Genomic DNA, 16,322 nt, shown 5'->3' with positions numbered 1-16,322 from the left:
TTAATCCTTATATAACCTTTTTGCTAAATTCTTCTATCGTTAACGAATTTCTTATTATCTCTAATAAATCATTATAATACGTGTTAAATACTTTATTGTATTCTAATTTCTTTTTGCTATTCAAATAGTCTTTTATAATTGGCTTTAGAACTTCAATATTTGCACTTTTTTCTAATCGCTCAATAAGTATATTGAAAGCGTTTATCTTTAAATTCTCATAATCTTTTTGTGAATTTTCCTTTTTCAATTCAATTGATTTTTCTAATTTGCGTATTATTTTACTTAAATCGTTATATTTGTGATTTTCAATTATAAAATGGGGCTTATTTTTATAGTTTTCATATATTTTTTGAAATTCTGTTTCCAATTGTTTTGGATTATATCCATTTTTTTTCAATTTTCTTTGAGTATTGTTTAAAGTTTCCTTTAATAAATCTTGCTTTTCTTTTAAAGAATTTTTGTTGAAAAAAATATTTTTATCTCTTGTTAATTTAATTTCAAGCATTTTTGCAGTTCTAAGCATTATAATTTTCTCATTTTTACTAATATCTAAATTTAAGACAATAGAAAGAATTCTTTTATCTTTGAAGTTACATTTATTGCCATAGTTTATTACTTGAAAATTCTCTATCTGCTTATTTCTTTCTTCTTTTTTATTATTTTTATTATTTAAACACTCTTCCAACTCTACATTACCCTTTTTTGGAAATTTGTCTTTAAGATAGTTATTAACTCTCGATTTAAATCGAGAGTGTTTTTTTTCTTGAAAGTATTGGTTGATTTTAAAGTGACACTCACTTTTTTCATAATTGAGGTGATAGTAAATTTCAGTGCCAAAATTTACCCCCAAATGTTTGTAGTAATTGGTAGTTACTTTTATATCTTTTTCTAATCTGTAAAGATATTTTTGCAATGTTCTTAATGTAGTAGTATCTTGACCATTTCTTTTTAAATTTTCATTAAAGTAATAGAGTATGGTTTTTTGTGTATATTTCTTATATTTGGTGTTTATGTAGGCTAGTGTTAAAATAAGAACAATTAATTTGCGTTGATGCTTATTGTGGCAATTTGGGATTTTTTTATTGGTTGAAACTTCAGTCATTTTAAGTTTTCTCCTTATTAGATTTATAATAATTAATATTATAATGCAAAATTTTTATTTAAAAGTAAAGACTTTTCTAAAAAAATATTAAATTTTAATTATTAATTTTCTTAATTAAATGCACTTTTTGTAATTTAAAGAAAATAAATTGATTTTAAATTTAAGTTAGACTATACTACAAATAACGTAGTGAAACTTTTTTATGGGTTTTCCTACCTTATTAGATAATTTCCAAAGAATAAGAATATGGTGGGAACTTAACGAGATTCTTTATAAAGAGAGTTTGGTTAAGTCCCACTTCTTTTTTTTACAAAAATTTTTGTAAAAAAATTGTCAAAAATAGTTTTTGCTATATATTTATTTGTAAATCTAATGAGGAGGAAACTTAAAATGCAAGAAGTTTTAAAAAATAATAATTTTAATATTCAAGAAATGCAAAACAATATTCAAAATAATATTCAAGCAGAAATCAAATTCTTAAAGGATATGGATACTCTACTTAGGAATTTGCCGGGTATTGATAAAAGTCTTCAGGGGCATAAGTATAAGTATCAGGATTTCAATGATATAGTAGAAGAAATATACAATATTATTAAAAAGCATAATTTGGATCTTATGTTTAGGCAATTTCCAATCTCTATAGAGGGTCAATATGGTATATTTGATTATATTAGAACTATTTTTTACAGTAAAAGTACTGGGTACAGAGAGTCTTTTGATACACGAATTCATATAGATGAGTCTAAAACTATAAATACATTACCACAACAAGTTGGTTCAACTATTACTTATTTCAAAAGGTACGCTTTAGTCGCTTGTCTTAACATAAGAAGTGAAGTGGATAACGATGCAGCGCATATTGATAATAATGATGATAATTCTGTTTCCAATAGACAAGTTAGTGTTAATCAAAAGCAAGAACAAACTGTTGTTAATCAATATCAGAAAAAAGAGAGATATTATAATCAGAAAACCAATAATTCAGAACAAAAAAACAACACTATTCAAGTCCAGAAAAGAGATATTAATCTAGAACAGAGAAAACAAAAGCGTCATTATTTCGGCATTTTTAAAGAAGCTTTGTCTAACATAAAAGATTGTGTAAATGACGCTACAATACAAGACAAAATAAATATAATTGTTCAAAAAATAGACTTTATGCAAAAAATAGACCCCAATAATATTGATGATATAAAAAAAATTGAAGTTGATATACTCAAGCATTTTGAGCAGAATTCTAATCTTAGAAACATGGACTATTGGACAAGTCTTATAAAAGAATATCTAAAGAAAAATAATAAAATTGATGATATAAATAGGTTTGAGGCGTTTGTGGCGTTTAAGCAGCGCATTTATGAAAAAAGCATATTAAAATTCTTTCTTATTTTAAAAGAAGAAGAAACATTTAATTATATATTCGCATCATAGCTATAGACCATAGCGATATCCTTTCATAGCAAGCCCCCCAATATAGGGGGTTTTGCTATGGGTATAATTTGAGTGTTTATGCTTAAGTATTCTTTTAGTTTTGCCAATTGCCCGTAAGACCACTGTAATGGTTGTCTTCGTTTAAAAGTTCACTTTTAAGGCACTGATAAATCTCTTTATTGGAATTTTTATTATCAAATATACTCCCGGCTACGCCTCTAAAATATTGTTCTATTTCGTTTGTACCATTACCATGTTTATTATCATCACAGTTACCATTGTTAGCGGCTTGGCAGTCAATAGCCCCTTTAATATAAGTATCAAAATCTTCACTCCCCGCTTTTAATTTTCTTTTACTTTCTAAAAAGTCATAAACTTTTGTAAAGGCATTGGCTAATTCTTTTTGTTTTTGAGTATCTTTAGAAAGCCAATCGAAAAAGTCAGTACATTTACTTTTGTTTCCATTATTGCACCCCTGTACTTGATCGGATAATTTTTCAATTGTGTATTTAAAAGCAGTTGTTAATGACTTAAGCTTTTTTTCTTCATCGGGAGTTATAGTGATTTTTTCTTTTTCTTCTTGAGGCTTTTGTGTATCTAAATCACGTTTTTTTCTAATTTTTTCTTGTTGTGTATTACTTTTATCTAAAGTGTTGTTATTGTCAGAATTACAACTGTTCAGAATAAGTAAAAACAAACAAAATAATATATTGATAATTTTCATTTTCATTTACTTTCCCTATTATTAATTGCCACCATTATCACATGTGCTGCTTGCTTGACCTGTAAAATTGTCTATACCACCTTTAAGGGCCCCTTGAACAATTTGTTTAAAAGTATTTTTCTGCTGATCAGCATTATCCCCAGTACATTTATCAAGTTCAGTTTTCATATGATCAAGCGCTGATTTTATTTTACTTTCATCATATCCCAAGAATTTATCAAATTCTCCATCATTACCCAGCGCTTCTTTTAACCAGTCAAATTGTGTTTTTTGATCATCAGATAGCTTTTCTCTAAGAAGTTCTTCTTTGGATTTTGACTTTTCTTGTTGTACTTTTTCTTGGCTTAAATCGCGCTTTTTTCTACTTTGTGATTGTTTGGCATTGTTTTTTAAAGTGTCGTTATCATTAGAATTACAGCCATTTAGAACAAGTAAAAATAAACAAAATAATATATTTATAATTTTCATTTTTATCTCCTTTTTATCTTCAGTACAATACATTAGGTAACAAATATTCTTGTAATTATAGACCCTATTTTTATAAATTTTTGTTTGAGAAAGAAATTTATATTTTTCAATGTTGCGCTAACTTTATTTAATTATTTTTTAAATAGAGGAGTAACTAATGAAAAATAAAAATTTAGTTAAATTATTTTTTATATCATCATTATTATTTATAATGGCTTGTAAAGCGTTTATGGGAGGAGAAGCGTATGCAGACGAAAAAAAAGAAATAGATTCTTTGCTTTTAGATATTTCAAAACTTAATAATAAAGAGGTTGGTGGTGAAAAAAAGTTTAAAGATTATAAAGATAAAATAAATGAATTGAAAGAAAGATTTGGGGATATAAGTGATCCAGGGCTTAAAGAGAAACTATTAAAGTTGGAAAATCTATTCCAAGATAAATTAGCAGCCAAATTAGCGGCGTTAAAAACAGCTAAACAAACTATCGAGGGTATTACTGATAAGGATGGTGGAAAAAGCAAAATATGGTCAGAAGCAAAATTGGTTGGAGTAACTATAAAGTACAGTGGGAGCAATACTGCTGGCAATGGAACAACAATGTCTAAAGACGCTGTAGAACAAATAGATAAAATAATAAAGTTCTTAGAAGAAGGGACTAATTAATCAGTCAATAATTATATCAAAGTAACTTTTACAACAGAAGAAATCTCTAGATATTAAACTTAATCCAATATCTAGGGATTTATATTTACAATATAAAGTATAATTTCTTGCAAGAAAAAACTTTTTGTAATTCACATTTTTAATCTTGAATACTGATTATAAACTTTTTTTGCTATTGGTTTTGTTTTTTGGATATACTCTAAAAGTAGTTTGATATTGTGTTTTACTGAAGTCATTGAGTGTTCTTCTTTTAGTGTTGATAAGTCTGGGTAAGTGAATTCTGGATAATTTGGGTCATTAACTTTCACTTTTGTTTTGGCCAAAAATGTTATAAGGTACATAACATATTCTGATAGTTGCGTCTCATATTTGGCTAAAGCCCCCAGTGTTTTAATAAGTGGTGGTTTTGGCTCTTCTGGTAGCCCCGCAATAGTTCTACAGCATAGCAGTAAAGCAAGTAATAAAAAGTTTACCAGTTTACGCATTTTCACCCCTTTTAAGCATATCTACGTATTCTTTCATGATTTTGTTTCGTTTTGCTTTTAATGAGGAGATAATTCTATTACTTTTACTGCTAGAAATAGCCTCTATTATCTCAATATTGTATTTTAATATCTCTTGTATTTCTTCAAATATTTTCATTGACTCGGCTTTTTCCATAGATTTTAGTGTCCCAATATATGTCTTGTAGAAAAAATTTACTATACTGCTAAAAGTATTAATATAGTTATGATCAATGTTTGTATCGGTTTTAGCTATATTGGTTAGGCTAGATAATAAATTAAGCCCCAATTCAAGAGTATTATTTTGCATTATTTGTTTCCTCTCGGTAGATAGGTTTTCCGTCCTGGTTGAATTTTAGATTATTAGATATTTTTAGATTTTTGTCATTAGAATTAATTAAATCAATAATTGTATTGATTTTCTCATTTATTGGGGTTAGCTTTTTAGCTATTGTTGGGCTTAATGCATTTTCAAGTCTTTCCATATTTGATTTATAGATTAGTGTGTAATGAGAATACAATTCATAGATTAATAAAAATCCTTTATGTGCAATTTCATCAAATTCATCTTCAAATTTAGAAAATATATCAATAAGGTTTGATATGGATGTAAGCCCAATTTCAAGATTATCTTTAGACAACTTCATAAATTAATCTCATTTTTTAATACGGCCGCTATTGCCATTTCCATTGCCATTTTTAAAAAACTTGCCTATTAGTATAGACAATATGTCTTTTAGTAAAGGTTTTAGAAGAAATAACACCCCAAGAACTATTACTGTTACAAAAATCATAACTGCTATAAGCTTAATTTCATTTAAATTGATAAGAAGTTCTGTTAATTTAATATCTATTTTTTTAATCCTCATTTTAATTTTTTATTTATATATACAGTATATACCAAAATTTTAATTTTTGCTAAAAAATTTACAGTTTCATAAGGTATGGAACATTACTCCCTGATAAGTAGGATCTTTTTTGGATATACCATCCTTTATACATTGGGAATCTAGAGTCAATATCAGAGTAGCTTTTATGTTGATAAACCAAATTTCTCTCAGTTTCATCTAAATATTGTAGGTATAATTTTCTAGATTCATTGTAATGATGTTTCACCTCAAGTTCTATATCAAGGTAAATGATTTGATTGTCATAACTTTTGTACAAAATAAGACTTACTTCTTGATAGTCTGTCAAATTGATAACTATTCTTTTTTGTTCGTAGTTAGACCCAGCAATTCTAGATCCCGAAACCTTGCCACTATACCCAAAGTCTGACGGCACTCCTAGTAATTGCTTAGGAACTGGAGTTTTTTGAATAGTGCTTGAAGACATTATCAAAAAATCGTCACTTCCAGAGAGAGTGGCTGCTGATATGCTATCCGTTAGGCGCGATTTAATTTTGCTAAAAAGGTTGGAAAGCTTATCAGAACCGTTATCAATTAGCTTGTCAGCTATTTTAGCGTAAACTTTTTCTACAAAGCTTGTATCAGCTGCTAACTCTTCCGCAATTGTAGACTTAATTATCTCTTTAAACTCCCCCAGTCCTTCTCCCTTAAATGTTTTGTCTTTAACTGTTTTTAAGAAGTTTTTAAAGGTAATAGCGTTGCAGCTTGCAGCCCCATCATCAAGCAATAAAAGGTCGGTGTTTTCAACTTTAGTTACCTTATTTAAATCTTTAATCTGAACCGTTTCTTCCTCATCAATTAGTAATTTTTCTTCACCCTCAGCCATAAAGCCTCCTTAATTATTAAAAGTGATAATATTTTCACCATCTTTATTGTTAATCTTAAGAACTCTACCAATAGGAATAATCCCTTTTATAAAAGCGTAAATTGAATGATCATATCCTTTAGGAAGAGAGCTGAATACCAAAGCCTTTTTAGATAGAACGTACCCCTTTTTCTTTTCTCCAATTAGTATTTTTTTTGGCCGTTTTTCTTTTGCAGTGCTAGGCGAAATAAATGTGATAAAGTTTGTCTTTATTGGGCCCTTTAAGCCTATATCAATAACGCCAGCTTCAGGGGTAGTAACTGTAATATCCACATTTAAAAACGCCTTGAAAATCAATCTAAACGACTCATCAGTGCCAATATGTCGTAAAGCAAAAATAACACTATTGATATTGCTTGTAATACTTTGTAGAGTCTGAGTTTTTGCATAGAAAATCGACAGGACTTGAGATATCCATATAGCAACATATCGTGATTTTATATTCTCTTTTGCATCAATGGTTATAAGGTTAGAATTAAGAAACCTAAGCTCATTGAGAAGTTGTTGTGCGTATTCAGTTTCTGTACGTAAAAATTTCTGAATTTTGGTGTCTTTCAAAAAATTAGGTATTTTCATAATTTTTAAGTATCAATGTTAATAAGTAGTCGTTCAGTTGTGTTGAAAAGCAGTATTGTATCATCAGTAATGGCAATATCTTCGTTTTTCTTAAAATCACTATCACTGATTTTTGAAATACTTTCAGTGTCTGTATCTTTAACACAGGCTGTAATTTCCATAAACTTAATTCCCTTTACTTCATTAACTGGAGCAAAAAAGTCTTGATATTCAAAGCTAATTCCCATATCAGAATAGTTATTTGAAATAATCCGAGAATATATATCTCTAATTTGAGAGTCTATGTTTAAGTAAAGATAGTTTTTAAGATCAAGTTTATACTTTGCCTTCATATAAACATATTTTCTTTTGCCTAGGGATATTTTGTAAGATTTAAGTTGTCCAGTTGAGTTGAGTCCATCAATTTCTATATCTCCCTCAAGTAAAGTGCCACTAGGGGTTGTAAGATATAATGTTTCCCGAAGTTTAGCTTTAAATTCTGGATTATTAATAGTAGATTTACCAGCGTCTAGTAAATCTTCTTTAAGAATTAGATATATATTAGCTTTACCAGCGGAACTTTTTATATTTACGTGTTCTACTCCATTAAGATTAAGTAGAGCAGCCCTAACTGCACTGTAAGTTGTGTTTTTAGAAGAAATGTGTTCTTCAATTGCAGTCCAATAGGTGCCACCGGGTTTCATTTTAGAAAAAAAGAGATTAAGTTCACTGATTATTTCTTCTTCAATTAATGCTAAAGAATATGCAATAATGTTGTAAATTGAGCTGTTACTATCATCAATGTTAATTCCATAATTTGAGCGTAGATATTCCCTTTTTGATCTTACTATATCCTTGATTGTACGCTTTAGAATACCAAAATCAGAGTCAAAAACAATGCTCATAAATTAAACTCCATATTTAAAATATCCCCAGAGAAAAAAAAGGATATTTGTGCTTTTTGGTCTTTTACAAAAATAGAAATATTTATTATATCTAAGTTAAGTTCTTTAGAAATTTCATGAAAATAATTTTTCACGGCTTGAAAATTGTTAATCTTGAACGGTTTTAAAAGTAAGAAGTAGTCCAGTCCCCAATGAGGAGAATAACTTAGGCTACCCTTTAAGGTTTTTAGGAATATAAACAATTTTTGTTTTTGCTCGTCAATTCCATCAACAAGCGAAAAATCATTATTAAATACCAATTCAAAATTATTACCAATTCTTAAATCCATACTAGTAATTATACCATATTTAGCAAAAATTACTTAAATAAATTGTTAATATCAGTAGAAATTCTAGAAGTTGCTGCTGTTAAACTTACTTTATCAATCACCGAGTCTCCTATTACGTTTATATTATTAATAGCGCTGAGTATATTATCTAGAATATTTTTTAAGCTAGTTGTTTGGTTAGCTATTTCAATTCTACTATTTGCTTTTATCTTAACAGTGTCAGAAATTAAATTTAAAGTTTTCGGGCCAATTGCGCTAAGTATGTAAAAATGATGTTTATCAAAATGAATATCGTCATTTTGATAAAAAATATTAATGCTTCACTTTGATTAAATCCAAGTACTCTATCCCATTCATAGACTGGTAATACTTTAAGTGGGTATTCATATGTTTTATTTTTAGTTAAAATTTTCATTTTATATCGCATTATCATATAAAGATTCTCCTTTTAGCTTTTGTTTGGTTTTGTTTTTTGACAATTAATAGCCCTAATTTCAAAGGTCACTTTTTCAGCCTCAGCCGAATAATTCCTTGACGGTTCTTCAGTAAAAATTGCATAGTTAGAAATAATTTTGGTAGCAATTCTATCATTGAAGGCTAAGTCGAGCATTTTATCATATTTGCTAACATCCATGTTATAAAACTGATTATCTGCAATTTCAGTTAACGCAATATAATCGTGACTACCCACGGTAACTTCAATGTTAAAAATATAAGTTATTGTTTTGGGATCTCGTAAGCTTATTACAGGAAATCCTTTATCTTCAGTGCTAACCACCGCTCTTGTTGTGGGCTCGCTTGTAAGCTCAAGTTTGCCACTATGCAGTTGTATACCACCGATTGAAAAGTAAACTTCCCTTAAATCATAAAATTGCATAATTTTAACTCCTTATACGTTTAAACTATTTTGATAATCAACTATATCTTGAGAAGTAATCACTAAAGTAGCAGTATTAATACTAAAGTTGTAAGTAATATTCACGCTAAGTTCTAATTTAAGCTGTTTGGTGCCTGATAGGGTAAGCTTTAAGTCCTTGTATTCTACAAGTAGTCCCCTATCTATAAACCGTTTAAGCAGGCATTCAATTGCTGAAGTATAGGCATTATCTCTAGCGCCACCAAGTTGTAGTGCAGATAATTTACTGTTTTGTCTATTATTTTTATTCCAAATTCGAATAAGCTCAACAATAGCCTCATTTTTTATGTAGTGGTAAGTAAAAATCTCATCTATTGATTTTCCAGCTAGATCAACTCCCTCCTTAAAAGCAGATATACCATCAAGTCCAGTTTCATTAAGAAGTGCGTAAAAGTTAATTTTTGCAGTTCTTAACTTTCCAATTACAGTGTTGTCAAGTAGTGGTTTAGCAGCTAATGGCATCCCATAAGGATTAACAGCGTGAAAAATGCTTGCTTGGTGCAAATATGCGCTTACAAATTTAAGGTGTAAATTATCTTTATTGTTGGAATAAACGACAATATTTCTTTCTTTCTCAATATCGCCTTTATCCTTAAACAGTTCTTTTATTTCTTGTTCTTTAGTTGAGAACACAAACTAAAAAGTTGAAGACACTTTAAACTTATCATAATCATATTTGTAAATTTTTAGTCCATCATCCGAATTATCATTTTCAGTATTAATAAGCACAACAAAAGAGTGTCTATGTACTTTTAGATAATTTTTTAACTCTTCGGGTTTATCCTTATATATGAAAAGAATAGCGGATTTTGTAGACTCTTCAGCGGAACTGAAAAAATCTTTCATTGCGGTTGTTAAGAGTGTTTTTTCTTTTCCAAACTGGTCTTCACCATTGTCATTTTCTTTTTCTAAAGTTTGAATTTCTTTTTCATAGTTATTAACAGTTAGATCTAATGTTTTGTAATTAACAATATCTTTTTTAACCTTGATTTTGGTTGTTTTGTAAACCAAAAGTGGCTTGTAATAATTGGGCGTGTTGGCTTGAACACTAGAGTTAACCAAACTTACGCTAATGGTATCTTGCGGCAATTTTGTGACCCTCCTTTAAAATTTCTGTTGCTTTTACACTAGCATTAAATGCTGCAGACGCACTGTACACATGGTTGCTATATTTTGTACCTAAATTCACGAGCCCAACTGTTTGCATATTAGATGTTGGATAAATATAAAAGTTAATTTTGCTTACATATTCGGGTTGAGATTGATTTTCTAACGTGTACTTATGAGTCTTATTGTGTAAAAACTCGCTAAGCATACTGTAAAGTATTAACATCCTTGAATTAGCATCAAAATCTTTAGCATTTAACACTACTGCAATAATGAATATTTGAAAATTTAAGCTGAATTCTAAGGCATTCTCATAAAATGCACCAGCTTTAGAGTTATGATCAAATAGATTTTCTGTACCATCAAATTTCAAAGCTATTATATTTGAGCTAGCGGTTGTAATTTTTGAAAGATATGGGTGATTGTAAGTATTGATAATATCGCACTCAAAATTATTTTCAGTTGCATAGGCTTTAAAAGCTCTAAATATTTGAATTAAATGATTTACGATTATGTCTAAGGTAATAATCATCCGATAACCTTATAAGTTAGTTCTGATAACATTTTGGATGTATCCACATAGCAATAACACTTGAGAATGAAGTTTTGTTGCTAAGAATTCTTCTTCATTTTCAGCTTGTACTTACAAGTCTTTTTGTTCGCTCATTTATTTACTTTATCTTTTTAACTTTGCTTAATATTAACTTGCAAAATAGTATTCTTAGTAGCAAGTAGACCGCCTAAAACAAAATCAATGTATGAATGAGCAATATAAGTTGAGTCTGTATCAACTTGTTCATTCGGCATAGGCAACATGTACTTACTAGGTTTAAATTTTATAAGTGCGGGGTTTAATGGGTAAATAAGTATTTGATGTTGTAGTAAATTTAAAGTTTCAATGTAAACATTTTTTCGATTATTAATAGCTCTAATAACTCGAATCAGAACATCCCCCCATTTCTCGCTTGTTGATGGAACAGCTTGTCCTATTACATATGGCTTTACCAATTTCAATGAAGTTATTGGGTCAACTATTACCATCATGGGGGTAGAAAATTTTCTACCTGGTTCTAGCTTTGAAAGACCTGTTTCAATTTTTTCAAATATTTTATCCATTTTGTCTTTATCGCCACTTGCAACTTCTTCTTTTATTTGTTCGGGCATATTAAGTAGTCCGTACATATTAGGGAGTAAACGTTTTTGATTTTTTCCGTCCTTTTGAATTGAAACAGTTCCGGTTAGTACAAAATGATCAATAGGGTGTATAATTTTGTTACTTGCAAGTTTATAAGCTTGAGCAAAAGGAAGTACATTATTATTAATGTCGCCAGTGTATGAGCCCGAAGTGTAAAATTTTTCAGACGATTGCTTTAAGTGTCTGAATTTATATTACAGTCTCAAGTAATTTAGTCTAACTACTTCAGAACTAAACCCAATAGTTGAGATAGTGTTAACTTCATTAGCAATCGTTGTGGGATTTGCATTTAAAAATGCATCCCATTTTACAGTTTTGTCGTACCCCATCTGAAGATCAACATCCTCAATTTGTTCGAGTGAAAACCATTTATAATGTATGGGATCTTCAACCTCCCCTATGATATTTGCTACAGCTTTTGCATAATAATTTTCATCATATAATGACATTTTAAACCTCCTTATTTTTTAATTTGAACTTTTAGCTCTATTTCCAAATACCGATGCTTTTATTAAATAAGCATCATTGCTAATTTTTTTTGCATCAGATAACGCTATCGCATTAACAGTTGCTTTATTTCCCCCAGAAACCTTTTCTAGAGCACCGTCTTTATTGAAAAAAAGCTTATCTTTTGCTTTGGGTGTAGCATCTTTTGCTATCAAATACCCTTCAAAATTATTAGTAATTGGAACAATAGTAGCTGTTTGGCTAAACTCATCTACATCAATGCATATTCCATATAAATCTTCACCACCTCCGGCCTTAACATGGGGCTCATAGTGAATTTCATCCTTTTTTTCTTCTTGAATAACTCTCTTGACTCCACGCTTATATGGATACCCTAAAAGTGGATGATTTTCCAATTTGTCAACACCACTAGTCCTAGTACCTCCAGAAGCAAAAAATTGTACGTTTTTATCTCTAAACTCAATAGAATTAGAAAGTAAACCGGTATCATGCTGTGGATTTTTCATAAACTTGAGAAGTTTACTTCGTTTTTCTTGGTACTCTTTTGCTAATTGAGTTGTATTCTCTGCCATTCAATTATCTCCTTTTATTTTTTAACTATCGGATACCACTGTTTTCTCATAAGCTCTATTGCCAAAAATTGTAACTTTTACCAAATTAATAGCATAATCTTGCTTACGATTTTCATCCTTAATCTCTTCTTCTGATTTAAAATTGATTGTAAATGAATCAGAAAGTGAGTATGTATTAATGTACATCGGTGGCCCACCACCGGCTTTAATAATCACCCCATCATTATTAATATCTAATATTTCCCCAGCTTTTATACTTGGATTTCTTGTGACAAGATATCCCTCAAAATTATTTGTAATCGGCAAAACATATGCAGTACAACTAAACTCACATACATCAACGCATATACCGTAAATATCAGTATCTGAACTAGTTTCAACATATATAGCGCTTTCTTTTGGAACAAGTTTTACTCCACGCTTGTATGGAAAACTCTTTTCGGGGTCATAAAAATATTCTTCTATTTTGTCTGCATAACTTGAACAGGAAAATGTATATGCATCAACCAACTCATTTTTCGATTTAAAACAACCACTCGAACTGCTAAAAGCTTTATTTTCAATTGAACTGATCGATTTCGAATATTTTTTAAATTTCAAAAGAATATCGTCAAGTTCTTTTGCTGAGGTTAAATAGGGGTCCACCCCTTGTGCATCATCAACACTTCTTGCTTGACGTCGAGCTCTGGCTGGTGCAGAAGCTTCTTGAACTTCTTCTAAGCCCAATTGTAAATTATCATCAACACCGGGTCCTGAAACTTGCCCTTTACCTTTCACAGCCATTTAATTACCCTTGTGTGGCTCTATTTCCAAAAACACTAACAAGTCCTGTATATAATTCTTCAGATAATTTATGTGCCTTTGAGAGTGCTATAGCATTAATAGTTTTATTCGCACCATTAGTCTTTTCAAGTTCTCCGTTTTGGTTAAAATGCAACTTATCACCCGGCTTTATATCACTTCCCGGTTTCTTAAATACTAAATAACCTTCAAAATTATTTGTAATTGGAATTACAGTTGCTATACCGGTAAATTCATCTATATCGATACATACTCCGTATAAATCATCGCCACCTCCAGCCTCAACCTCAAGTTCTGTTGCACCATCAGCACTAAAACTAAGCTTTACTCCCCGCTTATAGGGATATCCTTTAGCATGATAATTTTCTATCTTGTCTTTACTGCTAGTTCGAACTCCATCAGAATTCGAGTAAATTAGATTTTTGTCTCTAAACTCAATAGAATTGCCTAGTAAAGCGGCGTCATACTGTGGGTTTTTCATTAATGCCTTAATTTCGGCAACTTTTTTATCAAATTTTTCTTTAATTTTTGTTATATCTGTACCATCCATTTAAAAACTCCTTTACGAAATATTTATTCTTTCATTTTTCAAATTTTCATAAACTTGAACTCGTCTTTGCTTGTAAGTATTGACTAAAGCTTGTTTAAACACCTTAAAATTTATTGGAACAAAATTTGGATCCAGCAAACTTGCACTCTCTTCGGATTTAGCAACAATATTGTCCTTAATAGGGTCAATAGAAGAAGAATTACTATTAGTATTTTTAATTTTTGTTATATCTGTACCAGCCATTTAAAAACTCCTTTATGCAACATTCACTCTTTTACTTCTTTTCAAATTTTCATAATATTGAACTCGATTTTGCTTATGAGTATTGATTAAAGCTTGTACAAACTCCATGAAATTTATTGGAACAAAATTTGGATCCAGTAAACTTGCACTCTCTTCTGATTTAGCAAAAATATTACCCTTAATAGAGTCAACAGAAGAAGAATTGCTATTAGCATTTTTTCTCAATTTGATATTCACTTTAGCCAAAGAGACAAGTTGCTCTAGTATCTCTCCATCAATATGGTTTATGTCTAATACTTTGGAAATAGCTTTTACTTGCTCAATTGGGACAAACTTGCGAACAAGTTCTCTGCGCTGCGCCTGCATAATGCCTTCTAGATCGTATCCTTTTGCAAGTAGGGCTTCTTTATTAAAGTGGCTGCTGAGATGCGCTTTTGCAAGTGCATCAATTTCATTTATACGATCCGCCTCTAGTAATAATTGCTTTGTAGCACGCTCTCTTTCTTGAACCTCAGCAAGTTCTTTTGCTATTCGCTCATTTATACTTAAATCACGATTTATCTCTTTGGGTTTTGCATTTGCTTGCTTTTTAAGGCGCATATACCCTTCAAATTCCTCAGCGCTTATTACTTTAGTATTAGATTTAACTTGCTGTACTTCTTGAACTTTCTCATCAATTATTTCTTTTTTTTCATTTTCTATCACTTTTCAACTCCTTTTCTTAATCCTTTTCTCAAAATGAGAATAATTTTTCTTTTAAAAAAGCTCGCTCCTCATTACTAAAAGAACTGCTTTGTATTAGCTCGTTATATTTGCTATAAAGCTCAATTAGATTAATGTCTCTTTCTACCTTTTGATCTTCGCTCAACATAATTAGTGAATTGAACTTCATAGCAAGGCCAAAATACTTATTAAGCTTTAAATTACAAGAATTCTCAACTTGTTCTTGTACGCCTTTTAGAAAATCATAATAATTGCTCCTATCGCCTTTACCATCACTTCCAAGTCCTTTAGCCTGCTCATTGAAACTTCTGGTTAAAGGCTCCTTAGTATCAGCACCGATTTTTGCCTTAATTAATGCTAAAGCCTCCTTTAAATAGGTAAGGTCATATTTAATAACTTCTAAACTAGCGCTAGGGGTAGCTGTATAAAACATTCCCTCATTATTTAGATTGTTCTTAAGCCTAGCAAGTTCATTCGCCAATGAGTCATTAAGACTGCGTAAATTAGAAATATCTTTACTGTGATTGTTTGTATTTTGTTTCTTTAAAAAGGAAGATAAAAAACTATTTCCTTTCTCATTATTGCTGTTTTGTGTAAGAGAGCTCAAAGAAGTTGTCGCGCTTGAGAGTGCATCTTGTAGCTGTACTAAAGACTCATCTTTGTAAAATAAAAAATTGTGATTTTCAATACGTTTTTCTATTTCAACGTATATCTTCTCAAATAAGTAAATATCTAGCAAAAAACTTTCTGTATAACACGGAACATATCTTTTTAAGATATAATCAAAGTTTTCGTAGATTATAAGTCGATTCTTGTGTATGTTGACTGTGCCAAAAGAATTGCTTTTATTAATAGTTTTTACTTTGTAAGTTACATAATCAAAGTTATCTCCCAAATCCCTTACATATTCATAATCAAGGTATTCAAATTTAATAGGTAGCTCTATATTAACGGGATTTTCAAGGTCTAATATTAAATCTTTGGTTTTTACTAAAATATATCCAATTCCATGAAAACGGTAGCTTATAATACAATTGAGAAGCGCATTCTTAAGCTGCACCTTTAGTCGAGAAAGTTCTGCCCCACTAACATTTTTAACAGTACTCTCAAGAACAATTCCGTTCTTAAGGCAATCTTCTGCTACATTTTCTATGTAATTTCTAAAAAATATTGAGTATCTATATAATTCTAATGGATTTATTTTATCTACTAATTTTGCTTTTCTTAAATTACACATTTTATTACTTCTTATTAAATAACTTTTTATTTATTCTTATTTAATTTACTGCTATGTTGTAC

At 29.9% G+C, this 16,322-nt stretch carries 20 protein-coding genes and 5 pseudogenes; 2 read left to right on the top strand and 23 right to left on the bottom strand.

Annotated elements, in window-relative coordinates:
- Positions 1-7: 7 nt before the first annotated feature.
- Entirely contained in the window at positions 8-1,102 is a 1,095-nt protein-coding gene (locus QIA41_RS05715) for a plasmid maintenance protein (protein ID WP_418909509.1), read from the bottom strand.
- A gap of 390 nt (positions 1,103-1,492) precedes the next feature.
- Between QIA41_RS05715 and QIA41_RS05710 the strand changes: the two genes are divergently transcribed.
- Entirely contained in the window at positions 1,493-2,530 is a 1,038-nt protein-coding gene (locus QIA41_RS05710) for an ERF family protein (protein WP_418909508.1), read from the top strand.
- Between the two features lie 94 nt (positions 2,531-2,624).
- Here QIA41_RS05710 and QIA41_RS05705 read toward each other — a convergent pair whose 3' ends face one another.
- Both QIA41_RS05705 and QIA41_RS05700 read right to left on the bottom strand, forming a co-directional pair.
- A complete protein-coding gene (locus QIA41_RS05705; RefSeq protein WP_418909512.1) occupies positions 2,625-3,254 on the bottom strand; it encodes an Mlp family lipoprotein in 630 nt (209 codons plus the stop codon).
- Between the two features lie 21 nt (positions 3,255-3,275).
- Complete coding sequence (locus QIA41_RS05700) at positions 3,276-3,722, bottom strand: Mlp family lipoprotein (protein ID WP_418909507.1); 447 nt, start codon at positions 3,720-3,722, stop codon at positions 3,276-3,278.
- A 157-nt stretch (positions 3,723-3,879) separates the two neighbouring features.
- Here QIA41_RS05700 and revA point away from each other — a divergent pair, with 157 nt between their 5' ends.
- Entirely contained in the window at positions 3,880-4,383 is a 504-nt protein-coding gene (gene revA / locus QIA41_RS05695; protein WP_418909506.1) for a fibronectin-binding protein RevA, read from the top strand.
- A gap of 131 nt (positions 4,384-4,514) precedes the next feature.
- Here revA and QIA41_RS05690 read toward each other — a convergent pair whose 3' ends face one another.
- The 20 genes and pseudogenes from QIA41_RS05690 to QIA41_RS05595 all read right to left on the bottom strand — a co-directional run bounded on the left by QIA41_RS05690 (position 4,515) and on the right by QIA41_RS05595 (position 16,260).
- Positions 4,515-4,868 carry a BBA14 family lipoprotein gene (locus QIA41_RS05690; protein ID WP_418909505.1) on the bottom strand — a complete coding sequence of 118 codons (354 nt, stop codon included), beginning with the start codon at positions 4,866-4,868 and terminating at the stop codon, positions 4,515-4,517.
- Positions 4,861-5,196 carry a BlyB family putative holin accessory protein gene (locus QIA41_RS05685; protein ID WP_418909504.1) on the bottom strand — a complete coding sequence of 112 codons (336 nt, stop codon included), beginning with the start codon at positions 5,194-5,196 and terminating at the stop codon, positions 4,861-4,863. Before QIA41_RS05685 ends, QIA41_RS05690 begins: the two co-directional genes overlap by 8 nt.
- Positions 5,186-5,533: a BlyB family putative holin accessory protein gene (locus QIA41_RS05680; protein ID WP_418909503.1), complete on the bottom strand. Its 348-nt coding sequence runs from the start codon at positions 5,531-5,533 to the stop codon at positions 5,186-5,188. The genes QIA41_RS05685 and QIA41_RS05680 overlap by 11 nt, the downstream gene beginning before the upstream one ends.
- Positions 5,534-5,542: 9 nt before the next feature.
- Positions 5,543-5,755, bottom strand: coding sequence for a BlyA family holin (locus QIA41_RS05675; protein WP_418909502.1), 213 nt, complete (start codon positions 5,753-5,755; stop codon positions 5,543-5,545).
- 58 nt (positions 5,756-5,813) lie between these two features.
- Positions 5,814-6,620 carry a DUF685 domain-containing protein gene (locus tag QIA41_RS05670; protein WP_418909501.1) on the bottom strand — a complete coding sequence of 269 codons (807 nt, stop codon included), beginning with the start codon at positions 6,618-6,620 and terminating at the stop codon, positions 5,814-5,816.
- Between the two features lie 9 nt (positions 6,621-6,629).
- A complete protein-coding gene (locus tag QIA41_RS05665) occupies positions 6,630-7,235 on the bottom strand; it encodes a DUF735 family protein (RefSeq protein ID WP_418909500.1) in 606 nt (201 codons plus the stop codon).
- 5 nt (positions 7,236-7,240) lie between these two features.
- Positions 7,241-8,119 (bottom strand): DUF276 domain-containing protein, encoded by an 879-nt coding sequence (locus QIA41_RS05660; protein WP_418909499.1) that lies wholly within the window; start codon positions 8,117-8,119, stop codon positions 7,241-7,243.
- Positions 8,116-8,448: a DUF2634 domain-containing protein gene (locus tag QIA41_RS05655; RefSeq protein WP_418909498.1), complete on the bottom strand. Its 333-nt coding sequence runs from the start codon at positions 8,446-8,448 to the stop codon at positions 8,116-8,118. The genes QIA41_RS05660 and QIA41_RS05655 overlap by 4 nt, the downstream gene beginning before the upstream one ends.
- 29 nt (positions 8,449-8,477) lie before the next feature.
- A pseudogene (locus QIA41_RS05650) lies at positions 8,478-8,768 on the bottom strand (DUF777 family protein); the annotation flags it as partial.
- Positions 8,759-8,881, bottom strand: a pseudogene (locus QIA41_RS05645) (DUF1473 family protein); the annotation flags it as partial. The pseudogenes QIA41_RS05645 and QIA41_RS05650, both read right to left, overlap by 10 nt.
- A gap of 15 nt (positions 8,882-8,896) precedes the next feature.
- Positions 8,897-9,325 carry a DUF1463 family protein gene (locus QIA41_RS05640; RefSeq protein ID WP_418909497.1) on the bottom strand — a complete coding sequence of 143 codons (429 nt, stop codon included), beginning with the start codon at positions 9,323-9,325 and terminating at the stop codon, positions 8,897-8,899.
- Between the two features lie 12 nt (positions 9,326-9,337).
- Positions 9,338-10,453: pseudogene (locus QIA41_RS05635) on the bottom strand (DUF787 family protein).
- Positions 10,434-11,003: a DUF764 family protein gene (locus QIA41_RS05630; protein ID WP_418909496.1), complete on the bottom strand. Its 570-nt coding sequence runs from the start codon at positions 11,001-11,003 to the stop codon at positions 10,434-10,436. The pseudogene QIA41_RS05635 and the gene QIA41_RS05630 overlap by 20 nt, the downstream one beginning before the upstream one ends.
- Positions 11,004-11,155: 152 nt before the next feature.
- Positions 11,156-12,115, bottom strand: a pseudogene (locus QIA41_RS05625) (hypothetical protein).
- 18 nt (positions 12,116-12,133) lie between these two features.
- Positions 12,134-12,706, bottom strand: a complete 573-nt coding sequence (locus tag QIA41_RS05620) for a DUF228 domain-containing protein (RefSeq protein ID WP_418909495.1) — start codon at positions 12,704-12,706, stop codon at positions 12,134-12,136.
- A 21-nt stretch (positions 12,707-12,727) separates the two neighbouring features.
- Entirely contained in the window at positions 12,728-13,489 is a 762-nt protein-coding gene (locus tag QIA41_RS05615; RefSeq protein ID WP_418909485.1) for a DUF228 domain-containing protein, read from the bottom strand.
- 4 nt (positions 13,490-13,493) lie between these two features.
- A complete protein-coding gene (locus QIA41_RS05610; protein ID WP_418909484.1) occupies positions 13,494-14,057 on the bottom strand; it encodes a DUF228 domain-containing protein in 564 nt (187 codons plus the stop codon).
- A gap of 12 nt (positions 14,058-14,069) precedes the next feature.
- Positions 14,070-14,279, bottom strand: a pseudogene (locus tag QIA41_RS05605) (DUF1357 family protein); the annotation flags it as partial.
- A gap of 33 nt (positions 14,280-14,312) precedes the next feature.
- Positions 14,313-15,005 (bottom strand): DUF1357 family protein, encoded by a 693-nt coding sequence (locus QIA41_RS05600; protein WP_418909482.1) that lies wholly within the window; start codon positions 15,003-15,005, stop codon positions 14,313-14,315.
- 28 nt (positions 15,006-15,033) lie between these two features.
- Complete coding sequence (locus QIA41_RS05595; protein ID WP_418909481.1) at positions 15,034-16,260, bottom strand: anti-CBASS protein Acb1 family protein; 1,227 nt, start codon at positions 16,258-16,260, stop codon at positions 15,034-15,036.
- Between the last annotated feature and the right edge of the window lie 62 nt (positions 16,261-16,322).

It is taken from the genome of Borreliella sinica (genome assembly GCF_033969665.2).
Taxonomy (GTDB): domain Bacteria; phylum Spirochaetota; class Spirochaetia; order Borreliales; family Borreliaceae; genus Borreliella; species Borreliella sinica.
This window is presented reverse-complemented; position numbering and strand designations above follow the sequence as displayed.